Raw genomic sequence first — 22,822 nt, forward strand, 5'->3', positions numbered from 1 at the left:
CGCCGGGAAGTCCTCGCGGGCATGACTGCGGCCGGCGCGCTGGCGGCAACCGCCACGCCATCGAGCGCGAAAAAGGGAAACGGAATGAGCGAGGCATCCCCGATCAAGGAAATGGCCGGCGTGCGCTATCGCTGGGCGTTTTCGGTCAGCGTCTTCTTCAAGGAACGCGTGGCCATAGAATCCCCCTATCGCCGCACCTTCGTGCCGGCGGTCGGGGGCGACATCTGGGGCCCGCGCCTGCAGGGCAGGGTGGTCCCCTATGGCGGAGCCGACTTCGGCGGCGGCGGGGGGCCGCTCGACGCGCATTACATGTTCGAGGCGGCCGACGGGCATTACATCTACATCAACAACCGCGCCTACATGCGCCGCGTGGGGTGGGATCCGGCGACCGGCGTCGAGCGGCACGTAGCGCAGCCCGCGCCCGGCGATCGCTTCAGCCAGGACTTCATCGCCCCGCCGGATTCGGCGGTCCCGCTGCGCATGCGCACCTCGCCCTTCTTCGACGCGCCGAGCAACAGCCCGCATGACTGGATGAACCGCACGCTGTTCTTCGGCCACGGGCTGCGCCGAACCGATCCCGACCGGACGATCTTCACCTATTACGAGGTGCTCTGATGGCCGAGATGGCAATTCCCGGCGACCGTTCGCCCGACCTCGTCGCACCGATCGGCTTCGAACCCGCGTTCACCCTGACGCTCGAATACGGCCCCCGCCACCTCGAACGAACCCCGCACGGCGGGCGCCTTTTCCGCAAGATCACGGGCGGTGCGGTCTCCGGCAAGATCGAAGCCACGGTCTACCCGCAAGGCGCGGGCGAGTATTCGCTGGTCCGCAGTGACGGCGTGACCGACGTCAACGAGCATGTCCTGGTCCGCGACGAGGGCGGCGAATGGATCTACATCCGCAACATCGGCTATTCCCGGCAGGACGGCTATTACCGCGTAACCAGTTGGGTGGACGCCGACGTGCGGGGCAAGCACGACTGGGTGCTCGGACTGCTGTTCCTCGGGATGGCCGAACCGGGCGGCAAGGATCGCGTCACGATTCGCTACTTCGAGGTCCTATGAACGGAAGGAGGACGAGCTCGAGTTTCGCTGCGGCCGCCAAGATCACCGTGGCCGCCGCCGCGTTCCTGCTCACCGGCGCATCGGGAGACAGCCGCGTGAAGCCCTGCGACAAGGCATGCCTCGAGCAAATCGGCGACAGCTACCGCGCCGCCTATTTGGCGCACGATCCAGCCAGGGCGCCCTTCGCGGCAAAGGTTCGCTTCAGCGAAAACAACATCGAGATGCCTTTCCCCGACGGAACCTGGGACACCGTGACCGAGGAAGTCGGCCCGACGCTGACGCTGTCAGATCCTCAGACCGGTGACATTGGCATCTACACCGCGATCAAGCAGCGCGAAGTCCCCGGCTTCCTGGCGGTCCGCCTAAGAGTCGAGGGCCGCAAGATCACCGAGGTCGAACAGATCATTTCGACCAAGCGCAATCTCAGCAGCCCGCCGACGCCGATCGGGGACATCGAAGGCTATGCCCTACCCCCGATCGTCGACCAGGTAGTGCCGAAGGAAAAGCGCGCGTCGCGCGAAGCGCTGATGGGTCACGCCGACGGCTATTTCGATACGCTGCAGCACAACAACGGCGAAATCCGCGGTACCTGCTTTCACCCCGACGCCACCCGCCGCGAGAACGGCATGCTGTTCAGCGACATCAAGGGCGGCTTCGAATCCGGTCGCTACGCCTTCAACGACCGCGTGCGGCGCGAGATCGTGCTTGTCGACCAAGAGCGCCAGGTGGTGATGGCGCGCGGGTTCATCGATCACAAAGGCGTGCTCGACGAATACAACCTCACCGACGGGACCAAGGCCAAGTCGGTTTTCCAGGAACCGCAGAGCTGGGGCTTGCTCGAAAGCTTCAAGGTCACCGACGGCTGCATCGCCGCCGTGGTCGCGACATTTTACCAGGCGCCGTACTACACGGTGTCGCCGTGGACGCCGCGGGGGCGCTGATCGTCACACCACCACGAAGTAGTGGATCCGATTGGCTCCCGGCAGTTTCTCGGCCACCCCCACGAAGACATGCCGGGACAGCCATTCGTGCGGCCCGGCGGGGGCGTCGAACTTCGGGGTCACGCGCATGTAGTAGTCGGAAAAGTCGGCCGCTTCGTTGCGGCGCATGGCAGCGCCGACTTTCTCGCCGCGCGCCCAGCGATAGCCGCGGTTTTCCAAGTATATGATTGCGCCGTCGCTGGCTTCGAGCAAGTAGCGCGCGTCGAAATCGATCACGCCGTCGGGGCGCTGGAGCGGGAAGTCGCCGCCCGACATGGGGATCACCCTTCCGTTGAGCCGGGGCCCTTCCACCGTGCCGCTCGCGGCGTAGATCGCCGCCCGGGTTTCGCCGCGCACGGAGGGCTCCACCCAATAAGGCTTGGACAGGTCGATCGAGATCGTAAAGGCGTGTTCGAAGCGCGGGGCGAAAGGGTGCGGATCGGCCATCGCGCAGGCATAGACGGCGAATTTGTCGTCAAGTCAACGCAATCGCCGCGCGTTCGCCGGCAATGGTCTCGGGGCAAGATTGTTGGCGATGGACGCGGCCATCGAGACATGGCGACAGCTGTCAGAGTGTGAGCGGTGGCACGTTGAGCACATGGAGTGCGCGGCAAACCCCTTCGTAGATTTCAAGATCGCACCCCGGGTCCGCCATGAGGATAAGCAGGAGAGGGCGGGCGACCGGCGCTATGGGCACAAGGTCGCCTGCGCGAACAAGGTCTCCCACATGCATGTTCATCAAGACGGCTACGCCGGCTCCTGATCGAACCTCATCAACGAGGGAATCCAGCGAGCCTGTGACTTCCCGGCGATTGGCGGGATCCAGGCCCGCCCTCGACATCGTATCCTCGAGCCACTGGCTAAGCTGCGGCGCGCGGGATGGAATGAGGTAGACGAGGTCCGCAAGCTTGCGATTGCCCTCGGCAAGATCGCGCGCGATGGAAGGCGCAGCAAACAAGGCGCCATGCTGCTCTGCGACAACGTGACTGATGTAGTCCGTGCGCACCGGAATGCGGACCGAACCGAACAGGGCAAAGGCCTCTCGTTTCGCGGGGTCCGAATCCAACGCAGCCAGGGGATCTCCGCTCATCACGAAAGCAGTGCGTCGCGGTAAACCCGCGGCAAAAAGCTCGGGCATAATCGAACTGATCTTGGCGAGTTGGAGTTCGCGCACATAGATGCGGGGCAATGCGCGGCCATCATCCGTCTCGCGCCGGATGAGCCGCCGCTGTAGCTCCAGCGTGGCGCGGGCGTCCTGCAAGAGCTCTCTGCCCAGCGCCGAAAGTTCCGCCCGTCCTCCCCTCGTGCGGACAACGAGTTCACCGCCAACGGACCTTTCAAGTGCCTTGATCTGCTTGCTGATCGACGGTTGCGAAATGTCGAGAGCGTCGGCTGCGCGGCGCATGCTGCCGCACTCGGCAACGGCCAAGAAGAGTTCGAGTTGGCGGGTCGTCGGCACCGGCGAATGATATCCCAAAGGCTATCACACCGATAGCCACCCAAGATATTGCTTTGCTTTTGTCAACCGCAGCACACCCGCGAGTGCAGGCAGCGCTGGCGATCCGCGAGCGGACTCAGCTGCCGCATCGGGAGGATTGCATGACGGGTATCACCAGCAGCGCTGTGGCGCGCATCGTTTTGGCAGCCGGGGTATCGGCAGTGGCCCTCTTGGCCGCGCCGGCGCCGGCCCAGGATCAGGCGGCGTCGGCTCAGGATACAACGCAAGCTGGAGCCGCCGGCGCCACAGGGAGCGACGGAAATAGCGAAATCATCGTTACCGCGCAGTTCCGTGAACAGAACCTGCAGGACACGCCGCTGGCGATCACCGCCGTCAACGCGGCGATGCTCGAGGCGCGTAGTCAGACCGACATCAGCCAGGTCGCCAACCAGGCGCCGTCGGTAACGCTCAAGCCGCAAGGGGCCGCCTATGGGCCTTCGCTTGGGGCAAACATTCGCGGTGTCGGCCAGTTCGACTTCAATCCCGCGCTGGAACCCGGCGTCGGCTTTTACGTCGACGATGTGTATTATGCCACATTGACGGGTTCGATCCTCGACCTGCTCGATCTCGACCGCGTGGAAGTGCTGCGCGGTCCGCAAGGCACTCTCGCCGGGCGCAACTCGATCGGCGGGGCGATCAAGCTCTATTCGCAAAAGCCGGAAGGCAGCAATTCCGGCTCGGTGACGGCGACGTATGGAAGCCGCAATCGGATGGATCTTCGTGCCAGCGCCGATTTCAACCTGGCGCCGGGCATCGACATGCGCATCGCCGGCGTGTCGAAAAACCAGGAAGGCTACGTCAAACGCTACGACTTCGGTTGCGTTTACCCGGCCGGTGGCCCCGCCACCTTCACCCCGGCGTTTCCGACCGCGAGCAACCCGACGATGGCGCCGATGCTGGTCAACCCGGTCGGCGGCGTGCCGGCGCGGACCAACAATGCGAACTGCGTCACCGCCAAGGAAGGCGAAGTCGGTTTCATCGCCGGACGCGCTCAGCTTCGCATCCGCCCGACCGACACGCTCGATATCAACCTGATCGCCGACTACACGGATGACGATCGCGTCGGGGCGCCCACGGTCCTTCTTCTGCGCAAGTATCCCGACGGATCTATCGCTTCGCCGCACTACCCGCTGCCGCTGATTCCCGCCCCGGGTTCGTCGCCGCCGCAGAACTATGCCACTCCCACGCCAGGTTCGCGCGACATCAATCCGTTCGCGGCACCCAGCAGCCTCTTGTCCTACGACAATCGGTTTCTCTGTGGGCCGTATTGCAACTTCGTTTCTTTCGACAACCCGGCCGACGGCCCGTTCCGCGCCTCGACCGCGGACGGGCGGGTGCATTACAAGGGCTGGGGTTATTCCGGTCAGGTTGACTGGGACTTGTCCGATGCGCTGCAGGTCCAGTCGATCACTGCCTATCGTGGCTACCGCTCAATCTTCTCGAACGACAACGATGCTTCGCCGATGGCGCACAGCCTGGGGTATGGGCCTCTGACGTTCCGCTTCTTCAGCCAGGAACTGCGGCTCAACGGCTCGATCGGCAATACCATCGAATATACCCTGGGCGGCTATTACAGCGATCAAAAGTCGGTCTATGCCTCCTTCCAGGATTTGCGTTCCTCGGCCCTTGAGTTCCAACAGCGTGATCCGGTCAATGCGGACAGCAAGGCCGTTTTCCTGCACCTCTCGTGGAACCCGATCGAACCGCTCACCCTGATCGGCGGTGTTCGCTACACGAAGGAATCGAAGGACTACACGTACATCCGCGAAAAGCCGTACAACGATCCGACCTCGACCACTGCCAACGCGGTGCTCCCGCTCAACGGTACCATCGGCAAATACAGCGGCGATCGCGTGGACTATCGCGCAACCGCGCAATTCGCCGTCACCGACGACGTCATGGTCTATGCCCAGTTTTCGACCGGCTACAAAGGCGGCGGCGTCAACCCGCGTCCGTTCTTCGTGCAGCAGGCGCTGCCGTTCGGACCGGAAACGCTTCAGGCTTACGAGGCGGGCCTGAAAACCGATCTGTTCAACCGCATGCTTCGCTTCAACGTCGCGGCCTTCCTCAGCAAATACAAGGATATGCAGCTTTCGCTCGGCAACTGCACCGCCATTACCGGTCCCGGCTTCGGTGCACCCTGCGCAATGCCGGTCAACGCCGGCGATGCCGACATCAAGGGCATAGAGGTCGAGGCATCGCTCCATCCTGTCACCGGGCTGAGCATCGACAGCTCGCTGAGCTACCTCGACTTCAAGTACAAGAAGTTCGGCTCGTACACCGCGGGCGCGACGACGGTATCGGTCGGCGGACCGACCAATCTAAACGGACCCCAGTTCGGCGACTACGCGCCGTTCACTCCGAAGTGGAAGTGGAGCGCCGGGGTCCAGTACGAGATCGATCTCGGGACGGCGGGGTCGCTGACTCCGCGCTTCGACGCCGCCTATCAGAGCACGGTCTATACCGTATCGGCCAATCGCCCGAGCAACAGAATCGGCTCGTACACGCTAGCCAACGCGCGGCTCACATGGCGTAACGTCGGAAGGGACCTCGACGTGTCGCTCGAAGTGACGAACTTGTTCGACAAGTACTACCTGCTGACGATTTTCGATCAGACCACGGGCGGTCAGGGCTATGCCACGGGGCAGCCGGGCCGGCCGCAGGAATGGGCGGTCTCACTCAAGAAGAAGTTCTAGATTCGGCGCACTAGAGCGGTTCACAGAAGGGGCGGCCCATCGGGTCGCCCCTTTTTTTGCCGGTCAGTCGGGAAATAGAGGCACGGTCTGTCTGATCACAACTGTCTGCGATCGGTTTTCAGGCCCATAAGTGCGGCCGCATTCTCGCTCTCGATCCGGAGGAGTTGCTCCGCGGAGAGCCCCACGCGCTCCAGAGCCGCGCGGGAGGCCGCCAGCGTGCCCCAGGGGAAGTCCGTGCCATATAGAATATGGTCGGGCGGCAACCATGCGGTCAACGCGGCCATAGCCGGCTTGCCTGTGACGCTGGCGGTATCGACGTAGATTCGCGACAGTGCCGCCGGGGCCCCCTCGGGGACCTTGGCCCCGAGCGATGGATCGACAAATCCCATCGCGATTACGCGCTCCGTCACCATCGGCAAGGCGCCGCCGCCATGTGAGAAGATGAAGCGGATATTGGGATGGGCGCTCAAGGTGCCCGACCACAGAAGGCTAGCGATCGTGCGAGCCGTGTCGACGGGGAACTCGATGAGCGGCGTGGCGAGGCCGGGCACCAGCCCTGCGCAACAAGGTGCGTCGGTCGGGTGGACGTAGACCAAGGCACCGCGCCGGTTCAGCCACTCGAACAGCGGCTTGAAGCGAGCCTCGCCGAGATATCCTCCGCCGTAGTTGCTCAGCATGCCCACGCCGCGACACCCTGAGAGGGCCAGCGCACGCTCGGCCTCCCTTATGGCGGAGTCTACGTCGGGCAGCGGCAGGGCGGCAAAGAACTTGAAGCGGTCCGGGTGGTCCTTGCACAAGCCGGCGGCATAATCGTTGCATGCTCTCGCCAGTTCCACTGCCTGCAGGTCGTCTCCGAAATGAACTCCCGGCGAGGAAATCGACAAGATCGCCGTGCCGACAACCGCCTCGTCCATCGCTGCCAGCGAGGCTTCCGGGGTCCACGCCAGCACCGCCGACACGCCGGTGGCGAACTTGTCCAGCCAGGGCTTCGCGAGAGGCTTGTAGAACGGCGGCAGGAAATGATGGTGGACGTCGATCGCTGCCCTCACGAACCGGGGGGCGTCGGCAGCGCGGGCGGGCGCGCCGCGCGCCAGCGTGGCCGCGGTTCCGGCGAGCACGTAGCGTCGAGTACAGCCCGAAAGGCGCGAAATCTCGCCAGAGAGCTTTGCATCCGTCACGGCCAGCTCCTTTAATTCCGCTGTTCCGGAATTTTATCGGTTAAAGCTGGGCTGCGTGCAATAGGTGCGCCAACGGGGAGGAGATGATGGACGCTCGGGGTCACCATCTTGCGCATGAATCGTGGCGGGAGTTCGCGCTCGGATGGCGAGTGCTTCTCGGCGCGTCGTTCGGCGTAGGGCTCGGGGTCTCGGGCCTGCTGACTTACAACCTGGGCCTGTTCACCACTGATCTGGAATACCAGATCGGCCTCACTCCCGCGACATATGGCGGTGTGCTCCTCGGCCTCAACCTGGCGCTCGCGCTGGCGATGCCCCTCGTCGGACGCCTTGTCGACCGGTTTGGCCCGAGAGCGGTTGCTGCCACGGGTTCGGCCATCCTTGCCGTCGGGTTCCTGGCGCTTTCGCGCACCCAGTCGGTCGCCTTCTACGCCGCCGCGTTGGTTGTGATCGGCTTCTGCGCCAGCTTGTCCGCACCGGTCGCGCACACTCGCGCGGTGGCTGGAATTTTCGCGCGGCGCCGCGGGCTGGCGCTTGGGATAACCCAGATCGGGATCGGTCTAGCGGCCGCGCTCGTGCCGCCGCTCGTTGCTGCACAAATCGTCAGCGGCGGCTGGCGCAGCGGGTTCGTCCTTCTGGCCGCGCTGGCGGCGGGCGCGCTCGTGCCGATTTCTTTGGGTCTCCCCGGCAAGCGAAGAGGCGAAGTCCCGGCCGCTCGACCAGACAAGGGCGCGGCCTCGCTTTCGTCATCGGTAACATTCTGGCTTCAGCTAGCCGCCTTCACGAGCATGGCGCTCGCCTTCATCGGGATCATTGCCCATTTCGTCCCGATGCTGCGCTCGAGCGGTATTTCGCTTCCGGAGGCCGGAGCGCTCGCCGGTGCGATCGGCTTGTCGGTGATCGTCACTCGCCTCATCGTCGGCTGGCTCGCCGATCATGTACAACCCGCGTGGCTCGGCGCGGCGAGTTGCCTGATTTGCGCGGCGGGAGCCCTCGGACTGGCCGTGGGCGGCCCGGGCCTGGCGTTCCCGGCCGCGCTGACGCTGGGCTGCGCGATTGGCGCGGAAGCCGATCTGATTGGCATACTCACGGCCCGGAACTTCCCCTTGGACGCCTACAGCCGGGCCTATTCCGCGCAGTATGCGGCGTTCACTGTGGCCGGTGGTCTCAGCCCTTTGCTTGTCGGAATGCTCGTCGAAGAAACCGGCAACTATCGCGCGCCGCTGCTCGCAAGCGGCGTTCTGCTGGTGATTCCGGTGGCGTTGTTTGCCGTGCTCGCGCGCAGGAATCCGCCCCTTCCGCCCGCCCGATCGCCAGTCTCTGAAATTAATTCTTGATAGCCGGAATAAAAATTCCTAGCATCCAGAATATAAGACAAACGTGGGGAGATTTCAGATGAGCAGGAAGCTTTTGCTCGGCGTGTCGGCCGCGGCCCTCGCGCTGCCCTTGCGCGCGCAGGCACAAGATGCGGCGCCGGTGCCGCAGAGCACTCCCGAGGCGAATTCGGCCAACGGCGCCGCAGTGGCACCGGCGGATCCCGAAGAAGAGGGCGGGCTGGGCCAGATCATCGTCACCGCCCAGCGCGTCGAGGAAAGCAGTCAACGCGCGCCGATCGCCATCGACGTGGTGTCGCCCGAGGAACTGGTGCGGCAGAACGTGATTCGCGCGGAAGACCTTTCCCGCACAAGTACCGCGCTTTCGGCGACGGGCAGCACGGGCGGCCCGACCACGGTGTTCTTCGTCCGCGGCGTGGGTAACGCGACCGTCAATGCCTACTCGGATCCGGCGATCTCGTTCAATTACGATGGCGTCTACATCGGCCGGCCGAGCTCGACTTCGGGCGTGTTTTACGATCTCCAGCGGGTCGAAGTGCTCAAGGGCCCGCAGGGAACGCTTTACGGCCGCAATGCGACTGGAGGCGCGATCAACGTTATCCCCAACCGGCCGAAGCTGGACGACACTTCGGTCGATTTCTCACTGGGCTACGGCAATTACGATTGGCTGACGGGCCAGGCGGCGGTCAACGTGCCGCTCGGCGACAAGGTTGCCGTGCGCGTCGCCGGCTCTCTGTCCAATCATGACGGATTCCAGAGCGACGGCACCGGCAAGCAGCGCGAGTATGCCGGCCGCTTCCAGATTTACGCCGAGCCGACCGACCAGCTCAGCCTTCGCCTGGCGGCTGACGCCTCGCATCACGGCGGCAGCAGCCCCAGCGGTTTCTATCTCGGCAAGGTCGATCCGACCTTCGGTCCGACCGGGTTCGCCGGCTACAGTTTCACGCCGACGGGCTTTTCGCCCAGGCAAGGGCTGTTCGACCCCGCCTCGCAGGCGCTCCTCGCCTCGCGCTTCGTTTCGCAGGCCGGGCGGGCCGGCCAGGTGGTCGATGGCTTCCCGTTCAACGACGACGACTATTGGGGTGTTACGGGCGAGCTGAATTACGAAACCGACGCCGGTACGCTCACAATCCAACCCGCCTATCGCGAGGCCAAGCTCGCCTACCAGTTCAACGGCGTGTTCCGCGGCGCCTTCTCGGCTGAGAAGGACAAGCAGACGAGCCTCGAGGCGCGCTGGGCCGGCGACATCGGCACTGCGATCGACTACCTGATCGGCGGCATCTATTTCGACGAGAACATCGCCGCCACTGCGCGCTACGACCAGCAGATCCTGACGCCTTACCAGGACTTCACGACCGGAACGAAATCGTGGGCGGGCTTCGGGAAAGTCACGGTTCATGCGACCGACAAGCTGAGCCTGACGGCGGCCGGCCGCTACACCGCGGACAAGAAGCGGTTCGACGGCACCTCCAACGTCTACATCCTGTTCTGCGGAAATCCCGCGCCGCCGCAGGATTTCTGCCCCAACCTGCCGTTCATTCCCGTGCTCGAGACGGAGCAGCAGTTCATCGACTTCTACACCTCGCGCGGAATTCCGATAACACCGGTGCCGCTGTTCGTGCTGCCGCCGTTTGCCGGAGGCTCGCAGACCGCGCCGTTCGTCCTGCGTTCGCCGATCGTGATCAATTCGGGCCTCAACAACGACAAGTTCACCTATCGGCTGGCCGCGCAGTACGACATCACCCCGCGCAACATGGTCTACGCCAGCTTCGAGACCGGCTACCACGCCGGCGGGTTCTCGTTCGCCCGCGGGGTGGAGACCTACAAGCCCGAGACGATCGATGCCTACACCGTGGGCAGCAAGAACCGCTTCTTCGGCAATACGCTGCAGGTCAACCTCGAGGCGTTCCTGTGGAAGTACAGGAACCAGCAGTTCAGCCAGTTCGGCTACGACCTCGGCAATCCGCCGGCGACGGTCTTCCTCACCCGCAACATCGGCGACAGCACGATCAAGGGGGTCGATCTCGACGTCGACCTGAAGCCGACCCGAAACACTCTGCTGTCGGCCTCGGTGCAATACCTGCACGCGGTGTACGACAGCTTCACCTACTTTGTGCCGAACCAGGGGCTGCCGCCCAACTCGACCTGCGCCTATGCGCCGATCACGCAGACGGTCAACGGCGTCCCGCTGGCGCTGTACCAGATCGACTGCTCGGGCAAGCCAGCGTTCAATTCGCCCAAGTGGTCGTTGATCCTCAATGGCGAGCAGACGATCCCGTTCGATACCTTCCATGTCGTCCTTCAGGCCGGAACCCGCTATCGCAGCTCGAGCTACTCGACGGCGGACTACCTGCCGTTCCTGCAGTCGAAGGGGAACTTCGTGAGCGACGCGTCGATCACCTTGGGCACAAACGATGACCGGATGTTCGTGAGCGTTTATGTGCGCAATCTCGAGAACAGTCGGCGCCAGCTCGGCGGCACCGTCAACACCGCCAACCTCGTGGTCTCGGCCGTCGAGCAGCCGCGAACCTACGGTGTCCGGATAGGCGGCAAGTTCTAGCCGTCCACAGCAAACCCATGGAGCAACAGAGCATGTCCGCGAGCGTTACCGATCTTCAATACATCGCCCTGGCAGTGCCGGATCTCGCGGCAGAGCGCGAGTTCTTCGGCAAGACCTGGGGCCTCGCCGAAGTGGGCGAGGAAGATGGCAGGATCCTGTTCGCGGCCGAAGGGTCGCCGCATCCCTACGTGATCAGCCTTCGCGAGGACGGCGAGCGAAAGACCGACCTCATCGGTTTCTCCGCGGCTTCGCGGGAAGATGTCGACGCGCTGTTCGGGCAAGTCCAGGCAGCCGGCGCGAAGGTCATCTCGCCGCCGGGCGAGATAAAGGGCGCGGCGGGCAATTATGGCTTCCGTTTCTTCGATCCCGACGGCCGGGCGATGGAAGTGATCACCGGCGGCACGCCGCGCGCCCATCGCACGCTCGAGCGTGGCGAGGCGATACCTGTCGGCATCAGCCACGTGGTGTTCCATTCGCCGAACCATGTCGGCCTAGCCGAGTTCTACCAGAACGCCCTCGGGTTTCGTCTTTCGGACTGGATCGGCACTTTCATGGTCTTCCTGCGCTGCAACCCGGTGCATCATCGCCTGGCGATCCTGCCGGGGCCGCCGGCCCTCAATCACATCGCCTTCGACGTCAGCTCGATCGACGAGCTCATGCGCGGGCTTGCCCGGATGCATGAGAAGGGCGTCAAGCTCAGCTGGGGTCCCGGCCGCCATACCGCGGGTAACAACACCTTCTGCTATTTCCTCACGCCCAACGGCAACGCGGTGGAATACACGTCCGACTTGGAAGAGGTGGACGATTCGACCTGGCAACCGCAGACCTATGAAGCGAAGCCGGAGATCACCGACCAGTGGGGCACCGGACGAATTCTTACCGGCAACGTCCCGCACGCCGAAATGACCCCTGACAAGGGATTGTGGCAGGTTCCGGCCTGAGCGCGACCGCGGGAGGATTGCGATGATCGGCAAGGTTTTGGTGGTCGGCGGCGGCGTCGGCGGGATGAGCACGGCGCTGGCGCTTGCCCGCAGAGGCGTTCAGGTTGAGCTGGCCGACGCCGACCGGCACTGGCGCGCCTATGGGGCGGGGATCAGCGTCACGGGCCTGTCGCTCAGGGCTTTCGCCGATCTGGGGATTCTCGACGAAGTCCGCGAAAAGGGCTTTGTTGGCGGCGGCATACGCCTGCGCGGTGCCGATGGCGGCGTGATCATGGAGACGCCGCCCATTTCCGCTGAGGCGCCGCCGATCGCCCGCAGCGGCGGGATCATGCGCCCGGTCCTGCACGAGATAATGTCGCGCCGGGTTCGCGAGGCCGGCGTTCGCGTCACGCTCGGCGCGGAGATCGCCGACTTTGCGCAAGCCGACGGTGGAGTTCGGGTCGTCTTTCCGGATGGGCGCGCCGAACGCTTCGACCTCGTCGTTGCGGCGGACGGCATCTTCTCCAAGACACGCGGTGCGCTGTTCCCCGAAGCACCGCGGCCGCGCTTCACCGGCCAGGGCTGCTGGCGCATCGTCGCCGATCGGCCGCCGGAGGTGGACCGCGCCGAGATGTGGCTCGGCGGCCCGGTAAAGCTCGGATTCAATCCGGTGTCGCAAGGCAAGATGTATGCCTTCATTCTCGAGCACGTGCCCGACAATCCCTGGTATGCGCCCGAAGAGCAGCTTCCCCACGTCGCCGAGTTGCTGGCCCCGTACGGCGGATACGTGCCGGCGGTCCGTGACAGCCTCGGCGAAGCGTCGCTGGTCAATTACCGTCCGCTCGAATGCCTGATGCTGCCGGCCCCATGGCACAAGGGACGAATTGTCATGATCGGCGATGCCGTTCACGCAACCACGCCGCACATGGCGTCGGGCGCGGGCATGGCGGTCGAGGATGGCCTCGTGCTCGCAGACGAGCTGGCCAGGCATGACGACGTTTCAGAGGCGCTGGCCGGTTTCACCGCCCGCCGCTTCGAACGCGCGCGAATGGTGGTCGAGAACTCGGTGCGCATCGGTGAGATCGAGATGGCGGGAGGCAACCAGATGGATGCCAACGCGATGCTCGGCGACACGATGCAGAAGCTGCAGCAACCCTACTGACCGCTGGAGAGACGATGACATACGGACTGGCAACGGTAGCGATCGGTGGTGCGCCGCAGGCGGTTCTGGTGCGCGGCGACCGCTTCGTGCCGCTGGCGCACTGGGGCGAACGGCGCGAGCTCCCGGCGTTGCTGGCGGACTGGGAAGCCGTGTCCGCCAAGCTCCGCGAATGGTCAGAGGACGAACCGGCATTGGCCTCGGGCGGTGCCTTCACCAACGCTGACGTCCAAGCGCCGTATCGCCCCGGCCAGGTCTTCTGCACCGGCGCCAATTACAAGAAGCACGTCGTCGGCCTGATCCTGGGCGATCCCTCGATGCGCACCGCCGAGCACGAGAATCTCTCGCCCGAGGAGCTCAAGTCCCGCGTCGAGGCGATGATGGACCAGCGGGCCAAGGCGCTGCCGTTCGTGTTCCTCAAGCTGCCCTCGTGCGTCGTCGGGCCGCGCGACGAGGTGGTCCTGCCGAGGAACGTCGAGAAGCCGGACTGGGAGCTGGAGCTGGGCGTCGTCATCGGCAAGCGCGCGCATCACGTCAGCGCGGCCGAGGCGATGGACTATGTCGCCGGCTTTGCGGTGGTCAACGATGTGACCGCGCGCGAGCACATCTTCCGCCGCGACGGCTCCGCCATCGGCGCCGACTGGCTTTCCGGCAAATGCTTCCCGACCTTCCTGCCGTTCGGACCGATGGTGGTGCCGAAGGAGCAGGTCGGCGATCCCTACGAACTCAAGCTCACGCTCAAGGTCAACGGCAAGACGTATCAGGACGAGAGCACGTCCGACATGATGGCGTCGATCGAGCGGCAGATCGAATATCTGTCCGATCGCGTGGTGCTCGAACCGGGCGACCTCATCTGTACCGGTTCGCCTTACGGCAATGGTTCGGCGTTCGGAGTCTTCCTCAAGCCAGGCGACGTGATGGAGGGGACGATCACCGGCCTTGGCACCCAGCACAACCGCTGCGTCGCCGAGGCTGGCTAGCGCTTGCGGAGCCCGTCGGTGACGAGCCGGGTGACGAAGTCCTCGTATTGCCGCCCCAGCTCTTCCATGTCGGTGCCTTCCGGCACCAGCAGTTCGACCAGTGGCGCACCGCTGGCGAAGAAGTCGCTGATTCCCACGACAGCCAAATGCATGAACACCGGGTCGAAGGCTCTCAGCTTGCCCTCGCCATCGAGCTCCTGCAGCTTGGCGTAGTAAGACAGGGGCACGCGGTTCCATTCGCGCATCTTGCTGCGCACTTCGGGCGAGCTGGCGGAATCGAGTTCCTCGATCATCAGCCGTTGCATATGCTTGGCCGAACGGGTGAACCTGAAAGTATTGTGGACCATCTCCACCAACAGTTCGACCGGATCGCCCGCGTCGGGCGGCGGGCGATTGGTCTCTGCGCCGATCTGGTTGGCCACTTCGAACAACAGGTTCTCGCGGTTGCCAAAGTAATAGCGGACCAACGCCGGGTCGGCATTGGCGCGGCGGGCGATCGCCGTGCTAGTCACTTGCGCCGGAGGAAAATCCTGCAGCAGCGCGCGCGCGGCGGCGATCAGCGCCTCGCGACCGACTCCGCTTTGCGACGCCGTCGGCCGCCCCTTGCCGCGCTTGCCCGTTTTCTTCCGCCCCGCTGTCATCGCCGCAGGTGCTACGCGCAAACAGGGGTATTCGACAACCGGAGTTGCGGCAAAATATTCTTGCGACAAGGAATTATCCTTGTAGGGTCCTTGCAGCGGGGGGAAGAATGAATGGCGAACTGGCCTTTCCATCACGGCGTCCACGATATCGGCAACGGCGTCTACGGTTATGTGCAACCTGACGGAACCTGGGGCTGGTCGAATGCCGGCCTGATCACCTCGCAAGGCCAGACCCTGCTGATCGACACTTTGATGAGTGTGCCACTCACGCGCGACATGCTTGCCGCGTTTGCCAAGGTTCCCGGCGGAGCGCGGATCGATCGGCTGTTCAACACGCATGCCAATCCGGACCACTTCTTTGGCAACGGGCTGGTCGAGGGCGCGGAGATCATCGCAACGGCCAAGACGCGCGCGGAGATGGAAGGCTTCAATCCGCAAGCGCTCGCGAACCTTTCCGCCAACTGGGAGAATATGGGTGAGGCCGGCGAATTCCTGTTCGAGACGATGGGTCGTTATTTCGACTTCAGCGGCGTCGATGAACTGACGCTGCCGACGACCACCTTCGACAAGGCAATGGTGATCACCGTCGGCGACAAGACCGTCGAGCTGACCGACCTCGGCCCGGCGCATACCGAGTCCGACACGATTGCCTGGGTGAAGGAAGATCGCACCGTCTTTACCGGCGACCTGCTGTTCAACGAAGGGCACCCGGTGGTCTGGGCCGGGCCGCTGGCGAACTGGATTGCCGCCTGCGACTTCATTGTCGCTCTCGATCCGGAAGTCGTGGTGCCCGGCCATGGGCCGATCTGCGGCGTCGAGGCGGTGCGCACGATGAAGGGCTACTTCGAGCACTTGCGAAACGAGGCTCGAAGCCGCTTCGAGGCGGGGATGGACTGGCGCGAGGCGGCGCGCGACATCCCGATCAAGGACTATGCGCACTGGACCGATCCCGAGCGTGTCGTCGCCAACGTCTACTCGCTCTACAAGCAGTGGGATCCAGACATCCCCCACGCCCCGCCGCCGATGCTGTTCGCCGAGATGAACAAGTATCGCAAGGAGCACCATGAGCGGCACGGGTGCTCCCATGCCCATTGAGCTCAACGCGACGCACGATCCCGCACGGCGGAGCTGGGTTGGAAGCGCCAACGCGTCCGGCACGGAATTTCCGATCCAGAACCTCCCGTTCGGTGTGTTCGACGAGGGCAAGGGCGCGCGCGGCGGCGTGGCGCTCGGCGATCGGATCATCGATCTTTCGGCCTTGCTCGCGGCCGGCCTGATCTCGGGCCCGGCCGCCGAAGCCGCCTGCGGCGCGACGTTGCTGCCGTTGTTCGCGCAGCCGCGCCGAGCCATGTCGGAATTGCGCGCCGCGCTGTCCGACCTTTACCGCGCGGACGGGGAAGGGGATCGCCGCGCAGCCGAAACCGCCCTCGTTCCGATGGCCGAAGCCGACCTGCTGATGCCGGCTAAGCCCGCCGCATTCACCGACTTTTGCACGTCGGCCGATCATATCCTGCGCATGGCCGCCAATGGCGGTCGCGCGCCGCAGCCCGCATGGGCGACATTGCCGGTAGCCTACAACGGCCGCGCCAGCTCGGTCGCGGCCAGTGGCACGCCGGTTATCCGGCCCGTCGGCCAGTTCGTTCCCCGGGGGGCGGAAAGAATGGTCGTCGGGCCGGAACCCATGCTCGATTTCGAGCTCGAGTTTGGCGCCTGGCTCGGCGGGCCGGTCAATCACCTCGGTGAGAGCGTCGACATGGCGCGCGCCGACGAGATGCTGTTCGGCTGCTGCCTTGTCAACGACTGGTCGGCGCGCGCCATCCAGTTCTACGAGATGCTGCTCGGGCCGCACCTGGGCAAGAGCTTCCTGACCACGATCTCGCCATGGGTAGTGACGATGGAGGCCCTCGCTCCGTTCCGCGTTCCGGGCCGCGGCCGCACCGCGGAGCAGCCCGAGGTCCCGGCCTACCTCAACGATCCGTTCGACCGCGCGTCGGGCGGCCTGAACGTCGAACTGACGGCCGAGATCGATACCGGCTCGGGCCCTGCGACGATCGTGCACACCAACGTTGCCGAACTGTTCTGGACGCTGGCCCAGATGGTGACGCACCAGGCCTCGGGCGGCGCCCCGCTCGAGACCGGGGATCTGATTGCGACCGGGACCGTCTCGGGCGCCGCCGACGAGGCGCGGGCGTGCCTGGTCGAGATTACCAAGCTCGGCCAGGAGCCGCTGACGCTGCCCGACGGAACCAAGCGCGTCATTCTCGAGGACGGCGACACGCTGACGTTGCGCGGCAAGGCCACGGCGGAAGGCTACGTTCCCATCGGTTTCGGTCCATGCAGCGGGACCGTCATGCCGGCGAGAGCTGCATCATGAGCGGCGAAGTGACCACCTGCGGCGACCGCAAGCCCATCCCGGTCCACGCCCGCGGCAAGCACCTCGTCGTCGACATTCACTGCCACCTCGGCATCCCCGCGGCCGACGCTATCGTGCAGGCGAAGTATCCGGGGCCGCCGCCGGGCATCAACGACTTCACCAGCCCGAAGACCATGGAGGTGAACCGCGCGCAGTTCGCCGCCATCGGCCGCACGCTGAATACCCTCGACACGCGCCTGGCCGACATGGACCGGCTCGGCATCGACGTGCAGGCGATCTCACCCAGTCCAGGCCAGTACTTTTACTTCACCGATCCCGAGACTGGACGCGATGCAGCAAGGGCGGTCAACGACGGCATGGCGGCCGCGGTCGCACAGCATCCGGACCGGCTGGTCGGGATGGGCACGGTGCCCCTGCAGGACACGCGGCTGGCGGTCGAAGAGATGCGCCGCTGCGTGAAGGAGCTCGACCTGCGCGGGATCGAGATCAGCACGAACGTCAATGGCACCGACTTCCATGCCGAGGCGTTGCGCCCGTTCTGGGCCGCGGCCGAAGAGCTCGGCGTGCTGATCTTCATCCACCCGCTCGGTTTCACCGAAGGCAAGCGGTTGAGCGAATTCTATTTCAACAACCTCATCGGCAATCCACTCGAATCGACACTCGCCATCGGTCACCTGATCTTCGGCGGCGTGCTCGACGCGCACCCCGGACTCAGGATTTGTGTGGCGCACGGCGGCGGGTATATCCCGGGCTACTGGGGCCGGCTGGACCACGGCTGGCGCGCGCGAGCGGACTGCTCCGAGCATTGCCGGCACGAGCCATCGAGCTACCTGCGCAAGCTCTGGTTCGATACCCTGGTGTTCGACCAGAAGCAGCTGGATTCGCTCGTTCGCACACACGGTGCCGACAGGCTCTGCCTGGGCACCGACTATCCCTTCGACATGGCCGAGCCGGATCCAGTCGGCTTCCACGAGCGGCTCTCCGATGACGAGAAGGCGAAGATTCTCGGGCTCAACGCAGCAGCGCTACTCGGCCTCGAACCGGTCAGGTGAGCGACGGCCTGGCACCGATGTTCCGCATGCCGGTGTCGTTCGGACCGGCTCCCGGTCCGCGCAATCTTCCCGAAGCGCATCGCCACCGCCGCTACGAAAAGAATGCCCTGACACTCACTCTCTCGGCGGCGACCGATCCCGACTTGCTTGCGGCCCTTCTGCCGCAAGGGTTTGCCGTCCATGGCCAGCCGCGGATCGAGGTCAGCTTGATCGTACTGAGCAAGATCGGCTGGCTCGCCGGGCGCGGCTACAACATCGTCATGGTTCGCATTCCGGCTCGCTGGGGCGGGCAAGAGGCGGTGTCCGGCCATTTCGTGCCGGTCCTGTGGGAAAGCCTGGCAGACCCGATCCTCACCGGGCGCGACGAACTCGGCTGGCCGAAGATTTTCGCCGACATTCCCGCCACGGTGCAGGAAGGCGGCCGCTGGAGCGCCTCCGCATCGTGGGAAGGCTTCACTTTCCTCGACATCGCGGCGAGCAATTTCGTCGCCGGCGCGGATCCTGCTCCGGCATCGCCGATGATGTTCCACAAGTACGTGCCTCGCACGGGCGAGTGGGGCGAAGCCGAGATCGACTATTTCACCGTCACCGCTCCGGATGGGCCGAGACCGGTGGTGAAGTCGGCCTCGCGAGGCGGGGGACGCTTCGAATTCCACCGCGCGCGCTGGGAAGACATGCCGACGCAATATCCGATCGTGAACGCGCTCGCCGCGCTGCCGCTGCGCGAATTCGGGCCGGCCACCCTCGTCGAAACGACAGGCGGCGGCGACGTCAGCGGACAAAGGAGGCTCACGTGAGCGCGACTCGGCGGATCGTCACCGGGCATGCACCCGATGGGCGCTCGGTGGTGCTGGCGGATGGCCCTGTTCCACACGTTCGCTCGCTTCCCGGGGCGCAATTCGACGAGGTGTGGTCGGTTGAATCGGCGCCGGCTGTGCTCGGCCTCGCCCCCACCGGCGAGCCCACGTCCGGCGCGCCGCAAATCGCCCTCGGCTCCGGCGCCGGCAATCTCATCCGAGTGATCGACTTCGCCCCGGCGAGCGGCGGCGGCAGACGCAGTCCGATGCATCGGACGCGCACGATCGATTATGGCATCGTCCTGGAAGGCGAGGTCGTCCTGATCCTCAGCGACAGCGAAGTACCCCTCAGGGCCGGGGATGTCGTGATCCAGCGCGGAACCGATCACGCGTGGGAGAACCGCTCCGCATGGCCGGCGAAGATGGTCTTTGTGCTGATCGACGCCGAGTTCAACCCCGAGCTGTCGAAGCTTGTCGATGGCCAGGAGATCATGGCGTGACGGCGCGCGAGCGGCGGGTTTCCTCCCGCGCGGCCGGCTGGACGCTGTTCGTGCTGTTCCTGGTCAACGCCGTCAATGTCGGCGATCGGACGCTCCTGGGGGTGGTGACCGAACCGGTGAGGCTCGATCTTCACCTGTCCGACACGCAAATGTCTCTCGCGAACGGATTTCTGTTCGTGCTCTTCAACCTCGTCGGCGGATTGGTGATCGCGCGCTTCGTCGACCGGGGAAACCGCAAGATCATCTTGGCGCTCGGCCTGATCGGTTGGTCGATGGCCACGGCCGCGACGGGTTTCGCGCACGATTTCTTCACGCTTTCGCTTGCCCGGGTCGGTGTAGGGATCGGGGAGGCGACCGCCTTTCCCGCCGCCATGTCGCTGATCCCCGATCTGTTCGGCTCCACCGCGCGTGGCAAGGCGATCGGCGTTTTCCAATCGAGCACTCTCGTTGGAGTCATCGGCGGTACGATTGCCGCCGGCGTGATGGCGGCGGCGCTCGGCTGGCGCGTGATGTTCGAGATATGTGGGGGTGTCGGGGTGGCGCTGGCGCTGGTCTTGCTGACGACTGTGCGCGAACCACTGCGCGAGGGCGCGAGCGGCGCACCTTTGGCTTCCGCATGGGCCCAGGACCTCGTCGATGGACTGCGGCGCATTCTCGGGCAAGCCGGCTTTCCGGCTATGGCGCTCGGCTTCGGCGCCTCAGGGATGATGGTCGCGGTTCTGGGGGCTTGGGGGCCGGCGTTCCTGCAGCGCTCCCACGGCGTTCCGCTGGCGCAAGTTGGGGTGGTGATCGGCCCTGCCGTCGGCATCGGCGGGATCGCCGGCATGCTCGTATCCGGCGCGTTCGCCGATCGGCTGGCCGCGCGCCACGGCGACACCCTTGCCATGCTACGCATACCACTGATCGCGCTGCCGCTTTCGATCCCGTTCATCGCCGGCTTTATCGCTTCGCCCACGCTGCTGATGACAATGCTGTCGGCCGCGGCGATGAATTTTCTGGTCAGCTCCACTTACGCCCCCTGCGTCAGCTACGCGGTGACCAACGTCGCGCCCGGTGATCGCGGGCTTGTCTCCTCAGTCCTGCTCGCGGCAGCGGGCCTGATCGGCAGCGGGTTGGGTCCGTTCATCGTCGGCGCGATGAGCGATCTCCTGACGCCGACGTACGGCGACGAAGGCCTTCGCTACGCTATCGGCTTCATGATTCCGACACCGGCGATAGCGTTCGCCCTAATGTGGCTGGCGGTGCGCCAGGCGCGCCTTGCGCGCAGTTTGGTGTCCGCGTGAAGTCGGGGCGCATTCTTGTCGTCGGCGGCGGGATCGGTGGGCTTACCGCCGCCGCCGCGCTGGGCCAGAAGGGCTTCGAAGTCACCGTGGCCGAGCGCAGCGACGGCACCGGCGTCGAGGGTGTGGGCATCAGCCAGCAGGCCAACGTCGTACGGGCGCTGGCGAGCCTTGGCTTGGCCGAGGAATACTTGTCGGCGGGATTCGCCTACGAGGCGGTCGAAATCTACGCTCCCGATGGTGCCCTGATCGCCCGCGTCCCGTCGCGCTCGCTGATAGAGGGCTACCCAGCCAGTCTCGGCATTCCGCGGCCGGCCCTCCACAAGGTTCTGCACGCCGCGGCCTCGGCAACTGGTGCCGTCATCCGCAACAGCGCCCAGGTGGCCGAGATGGTCCCCTCGGCCGAGGAGGTCGGCGTGATCCTGACGGACGGGAGCAGCGGCCACTACGACGCGGTCGTCGGCGCCGATGGCATTTATTCGCAGATGCGCCACGCACTGTTTCCGGAGGTGCCGCCGCCGCAATTCACTGGACAAGCCGTGTGGCGCTACAACCTGCCGCGGCCGCCCGATTTCGACGCGCTGCACGTCTACAACGGCCCGACAGGTGTCGGTCTGGTGCCCATGAGCCAGACCCAGATCTACATCTACGCGACCACGCCGGAACCCGCCAACCCTGCCTATTCGGTCGAAGGCCTCGCCGCGCGGATGCGCGAACGGCTGTCAGGCTGCGCCCCGCAAATTCAGGAGATCGCGGCGCGGATCGTCGACGATGCCGCGGTCGTTTATCGGCCGCTCGAGGCGATCTTCCTCGACGGGCCGTGGTACAAGGGCCGCGTGGCCCTGCTTGGCGATGCCGTGCACGCCACAACCCCCCATCTCGGCCAGGGCGGCGGCATGGCGATCGAAGACGCCATCGTCATCGCCGAGGAACTATCGCGCCATGACACGCCGCAGCAAGCCTTCGCCGCTTACCGCCAACGCCGCGTCGAGCGTTGCCGCTACGTGGTCGAGAAGTCGCTCGAAATCTGCCGCGGTCAGCTCGGCCAAGGCCCGCTGATAGACAATGCCAGGGCGAGCGCGGAAATGAACATCCTGCTCGCGCAGCCGATCTAGCCTACCTTGGGCGGAACGAACGCAAGGCCTTCCGCCTCGAGCTGAGCTTGCGCCGCCTCTTCGCGGGCCAGCGCGCGCCGCACTGCCGGGCGCAACTCCATCGCCCGTGCATGCGCGATGAAGCGCGGGAAGCGCGAAACGTCGTAGCCGGCCCCTTCGACCCGCCAGAAGACCCAGTAGAGATAGCCGTCCATCGCCGACCATGTCTCTCCGAACCACCATGGCACTTTGCTGAGGCGGTCTTCGACGAGCTGGAAATATTCGTCCATCGCCTGCTCGGCGATTCTTTTGACGGCGAGGGCGTTCTCCGGTCCGGCAAAGAACATCGGCATGCGGATCCGCGTGACTAGCGGATGCAGCGTCGCCGAGCAGAAGCACAAGTCGGCGAGGATGTGCGCGCGCTCAATTGGCGTGGTGGCGACGGGCAATAGGCCGGCGGCCGGAGACCTTTCGGCCAGATAGGTGAGAATGGCGACGTTTTCGGTCAGGACCTCCCCGTCGATCTCCAGCGCAGGCACCTTGCCCTTCGGGTTGCGCGCCTTGAACTCGGGCGACTTGTGCTCGCCGAGCATGAAGCGGACCAGGCGGGTCTCGAACTCGACGCCCGCCTCCTCGAGTGCGATCGCGGCGACCCGGGCGCAGGTATGCGGTGCCATCCACAGCGTGATCATCAGATTACTCCTTCGCTGGACCT

At 65.1% G+C, this 22,822-nt stretch carries 21 protein-coding genes; 16 read left to right on the forward strand and 5 right to left on the reverse strand.

Going from position 1 to position 22,822, the window contains the following annotated elements:
- Nucleotides 1–84 precede the first annotated feature (84 nt).
- From G7B69_RS12075 to G7B69_RS12085, 3 genes are read left to right on the forward strand one after another with little or no spacing between them, the layout of a single operon-like run.
- Complete coding sequence (locus tag G7B69_RS12075; protein WP_166179602.1) at nt 85–615, forward strand: DUF3237 domain-containing protein; 531 nt, start codon at nt 85–87, stop codon at nt 613–615.
- Entirely contained in the window at nt 615–1,067 is a 453-nt protein-coding gene (locus G7B69_RS12080; protein WP_166179604.1) for a DUF3237 family protein, read from the forward strand. Before G7B69_RS12075 ends, G7B69_RS12080 begins: the two co-directional genes overlap by 1 nt.
- Nucleotides 1,064–2,008, forward strand: a complete 945-nt coding sequence (locus G7B69_RS12085) for a DUF8021 domain-containing protein (RefSeq protein WP_243415153.1) — start codon at nt 1,064–1,066, stop codon at nt 2,006–2,008. Before G7B69_RS12080 ends, G7B69_RS12085 begins: the two co-directional genes overlap by 4 nt.
- A gap of 3 nt (nt 2,009–2,011) precedes the next feature.
- Here G7B69_RS12085 and G7B69_RS12090 read toward each other — a convergent pair whose 3' ends face one another.
- Together G7B69_RS12090 and G7B69_RS12095 are read right to left on the reverse strand one after the other, a co-directional pair.
- On the reverse strand, nt 2,012–2,494 hold the full coding sequence (locus G7B69_RS12090) for a DUF3237 family protein (RefSeq protein WP_166179606.1): 483 nt from the start codon (nt 2,492–2,494) through the stop codon (nt 2,012–2,014).
- A gap of 121 nt (nt 2,495–2,615) precedes the next feature.
- Nucleotides 2,616–3,506, reverse strand: coding sequence for a LysR family transcriptional regulator (locus tag G7B69_RS12095; protein WP_166179608.1), 891 nt, complete (start codon nt 3,504–3,506; stop codon nt 2,616–2,618).
- 140 nt (nt 3,507–3,646) lie between these two features.
- Between G7B69_RS12095 and G7B69_RS12100 the strand changes: the two genes are divergently transcribed.
- The gene (locus G7B69_RS12100; RefSeq protein WP_166179610.1) at nt 3,647–6,241 is read left to right on the forward strand and encodes a TonB-dependent receptor; all 2,595 of its coding nucleotides are present in this window, start codon (nt 3,647–3,649) and stop codon (nt 6,239–6,241) included.
- A 95-nt stretch (nt 6,242–6,336) separates the two neighbouring features.
- Here the strand turns inward: G7B69_RS12100 and G7B69_RS12105 are convergent, their stop codons facing one another.
- Nucleotides 6,337–7,419 carry an amidohydrolase family protein gene (locus G7B69_RS12105; protein WP_166179612.1) on the reverse strand — a complete coding sequence of 361 codons (1,083 nt, stop codon included), beginning with the start codon at nt 7,417–7,419 and terminating at the stop codon, nt 6,337–6,339.
- Nucleotides 7,420–7,505: 86 nt separating this feature from the next.
- On the opposite strand from G7B69_RS12105, the gene G7B69_RS12110 reads away from it, so the two are divergent.
- The 5 genes from G7B69_RS12110 to G7B69_RS12130 are packed head-to-tail and all read left to right on the forward strand — an operon-like array spanning nt 7,506 to nt 14,369.
- Nucleotides 7,506–8,753, forward strand: a complete 1,248-nt coding sequence (locus G7B69_RS12110; protein ID WP_166179614.1) for an MFS transporter — start codon at nt 7,506–7,508, stop codon at nt 8,751–8,753.
- A 58-nt stretch (nt 8,754–8,811) separates the two neighbouring features.
- Nucleotides 8,812–11,310: a TonB-dependent receptor gene (locus G7B69_RS12115; protein WP_166179616.1), complete on the forward strand. Its 2,499-nt coding sequence runs from the start codon at nt 8,812–8,814 to the stop codon at nt 11,308–11,310.
- 32 nt (nt 11,311–11,342) lie between these two features.
- The gene (locus tag G7B69_RS12120; RefSeq protein ID WP_166179618.1) at nt 11,343–12,251 is read left to right on the forward strand and encodes a VOC family protein; all 909 of its coding nucleotides are present in this window, start codon (nt 11,343–11,345) and stop codon (nt 12,249–12,251) included.
- Nucleotides 12,252–12,273: 22 nt separating this feature from the next.
- Nucleotides 12,274–13,392: an FAD-dependent oxidoreductase gene (locus G7B69_RS12125; RefSeq protein WP_166179621.1), complete on the forward strand. Its 1,119-nt coding sequence runs from the start codon at nt 12,274–12,276 to the stop codon at nt 13,390–13,392.
- Between the two features lie 14 nt (nt 13,393–13,406).
- On the forward strand, nt 13,407–14,369 hold the full coding sequence (locus G7B69_RS12130) for a fumarylacetoacetate hydrolase family protein (protein WP_166179623.1): 963 nt from the start codon (nt 13,407–13,409) through the stop codon (nt 14,367–14,369).
- Here the strand turns inward: G7B69_RS12130 and G7B69_RS12135 are convergent.
- The gene (locus G7B69_RS12135; protein WP_166179625.1) at nt 14,366–15,010 is read right to left on the reverse strand and encodes a TetR/AcrR family transcriptional regulator; all 645 of its coding nucleotides are present in this window, start codon (nt 15,008–15,010) and stop codon (nt 14,366–14,368) included. The two genes, G7B69_RS12130 and G7B69_RS12135, sit on opposite strands and share 4 nt — an antisense overlap.
- Before the next feature lie 111 nt (nt 15,011–15,121).
- Here G7B69_RS12135 and G7B69_RS12140 point away from each other — a divergent pair, with 111 nt between their 5' ends.
- The 7 genes from G7B69_RS12140 to G7B69_RS12170 are packed head-to-tail and all read left to right on the forward strand — an operon-like array spanning nt 15,122 to nt 22,128.
- Nucleotides 15,122–16,105: an MBL fold metallo-hydrolase gene (locus G7B69_RS12140; RefSeq protein WP_166179627.1), complete on the forward strand. Its 984-nt coding sequence runs from the start codon at nt 15,122–15,124 to the stop codon at nt 16,103–16,105.
- A complete protein-coding gene (locus tag G7B69_RS12145) occupies nt 16,095–17,384 on the forward strand; it encodes a fumarylacetoacetate hydrolase family protein (RefSeq protein WP_166179629.1) in 1,290 nt (429 codons plus the stop codon). Before G7B69_RS12140 ends, G7B69_RS12145 begins: the two co-directional genes overlap by 11 nt.
- On the forward strand, nt 17,381–18,436 hold the full coding sequence (locus tag G7B69_RS12150; protein ID WP_166179631.1) for an amidohydrolase family protein: 1,056 nt from the start codon (nt 17,381–17,383) through the stop codon (nt 18,434–18,436). The genes G7B69_RS12145 and G7B69_RS12150 overlap by 4 nt, the downstream gene beginning before the upstream one ends.
- Entirely contained in the window at nt 18,433–19,233 is an 801-nt protein-coding gene (locus G7B69_RS12155; RefSeq protein ID WP_166179633.1) for an acetoacetate decarboxylase family protein, read from the forward strand. Before G7B69_RS12150 ends, G7B69_RS12155 begins: the two co-directional genes overlap by 4 nt.
- The gene (locus G7B69_RS12160; protein ID WP_166179635.1) at nt 19,230–19,733 is read left to right on the forward strand and encodes a cupin domain-containing protein; all 504 of its coding nucleotides are present in this window, start codon (nt 19,230–19,232) and stop codon (nt 19,731–19,733) included. Before G7B69_RS12155 ends, G7B69_RS12160 begins: the two co-directional genes overlap by 4 nt.
- Entirely contained in the window at nt 19,643–21,016 is a 1,374-nt protein-coding gene (locus G7B69_RS12165; RefSeq protein WP_166179637.1) for a spinster family MFS transporter, read from the forward strand. The genes G7B69_RS12160 and G7B69_RS12165 overlap by 91 nt, the downstream gene beginning before the upstream one ends.
- Nucleotides 21,013–22,128: an FAD-dependent monooxygenase gene (locus tag G7B69_RS12170; RefSeq protein WP_166179639.1), complete on the forward strand. Its 1,116-nt coding sequence runs from the start codon at nt 21,013–21,015 to the stop codon at nt 22,126–22,128. The genes G7B69_RS12165 and G7B69_RS12170 overlap by 4 nt, the downstream gene beginning before the upstream one ends.
- On the opposite strand, the gene G7B69_RS12175 is transcribed toward G7B69_RS12170, so the two are convergent.
- The gene (locus G7B69_RS12175; RefSeq protein ID WP_166179641.1) at nt 22,125–22,799 is read right to left on the reverse strand and encodes a glutathione S-transferase family protein; all 675 of its coding nucleotides are present in this window, start codon (nt 22,797–22,799) and stop codon (nt 22,125–22,127) included. The two genes, G7B69_RS12170 and G7B69_RS12175, sit on opposite strands and share 4 nt — an antisense overlap.
- Nucleotides 22,800–22,822: the final 23 nt, after the last annotated feature.

This window comes from Croceibacterium segetis (assembly GCF_011320115.1).
Lineage (GTDB): Bacteria > Pseudomonadota > Alphaproteobacteria > Sphingomonadales > Sphingomonadaceae > Croceibacterium_B > Croceibacterium_B segetis.

What these genes read in the sequence shown, in the direction of transcription:
- G7B69_RS12075 (WP_166179602.1), top strand. Translation starts at nt 85, where the DNA reads ATGAGCGAGGCATCCCCGATCAAGGAAATGGCCGGCGTGCGCTATCGC.
- G7B69_RS12080 (WP_166179604.1), top strand. Translation starts at nt 615, where the DNA reads ATGGCCGAGATGGCAATTCCCGGCGACCGTTCGCCCGACCTCGTCGCA.
- G7B69_RS12085 (WP_243415153.1), top strand. Translation starts at nt 1,064, where the DNA reads ATGAACGGAAGGAGGACGAGCTCGAGTTTCGCTGCGGCCGCCAAGATC.
- G7B69_RS12090 (WP_166179606.1), bottom strand. Translation starts at nt 2,494, where the DNA reads ATGGCCGATCCGCACCCTTTCGCCCCGCGCTTCGAACACGCCTTTACG.
- G7B69_RS12100 (WP_166179610.1), top strand. Translation starts at nt 3,647, where the DNA reads ATGACGGGTATCACCAGCAGCGCTGTGGCGCGCATCGTTTTGGCAGCC.
- G7B69_RS12110 (WP_166179614.1), top strand. Translation starts at nt 7,506, where the DNA reads ATGGACGCTCGGGGTCACCATCTTGCGCATGAATCGTGGCGGGAGTTC.
- G7B69_RS12115 (WP_166179616.1), top strand. Translation starts at nt 8,812, where the DNA reads ATGAGCAGGAAGCTTTTGCTCGGCGTGTCGGCCGCGGCCCTCGCGCTG.
- G7B69_RS12120 (WP_166179618.1), top strand. Translation starts at nt 11,343, where the DNA reads ATGTCCGCGAGCGTTACCGATCTTCAATACATCGCCCTGGCAGTGCCG.
- G7B69_RS12125 (WP_166179621.1), top strand. Translation starts at nt 12,274, where the DNA reads ATGATCGGCAAGGTTTTGGTGGTCGGCGGCGGCGTCGGCGGGATGAGC.
- G7B69_RS12130 (WP_166179623.1), top strand. Translation starts at nt 13,407, where the DNA reads ATGACATACGGACTGGCAACGGTAGCGATCGGTGGTGCGCCGCAGGCG.
- G7B69_RS12135 (WP_166179625.1), bottom strand. Translation starts at nt 15,010, where the DNA reads ATGACAGCGGGGCGGAAGAAAACGGGCAAGCGCGGCAAGGGGCGGCCG.
- G7B69_RS12140 (WP_166179627.1), top strand. Translation starts at nt 15,122, where the DNA reads ATGGCGAACTGGCCTTTCCATCACGGCGTCCACGATATCGGCAACGGC.
- G7B69_RS12145 (WP_166179629.1), top strand. Translation starts at nt 16,095, where the DNA reads ATGCCCATTGAGCTCAACGCGACGCACGATCCCGCACGGCGGAGCTGG.
- G7B69_RS12150 (WP_166179631.1), top strand. Translation starts at nt 17,381, where the DNA reads ATGAGCGGCGAAGTGACCACCTGCGGCGACCGCAAGCCCATCCCGGTC.
- G7B69_RS12165 (WP_166179637.1), top strand. Translation starts at nt 19,643, where the DNA reads ATGGCCGGCGAAGATGGTCTTTGTGCTGATCGACGCCGAGTTCAACCC.
- G7B69_RS12175 (WP_166179641.1), bottom strand. Translation starts at nt 22,799, where the DNA reads ATGATCACGCTGTGGATGGCACCGCATACCTGCGCCCGGGTCGCCGCG.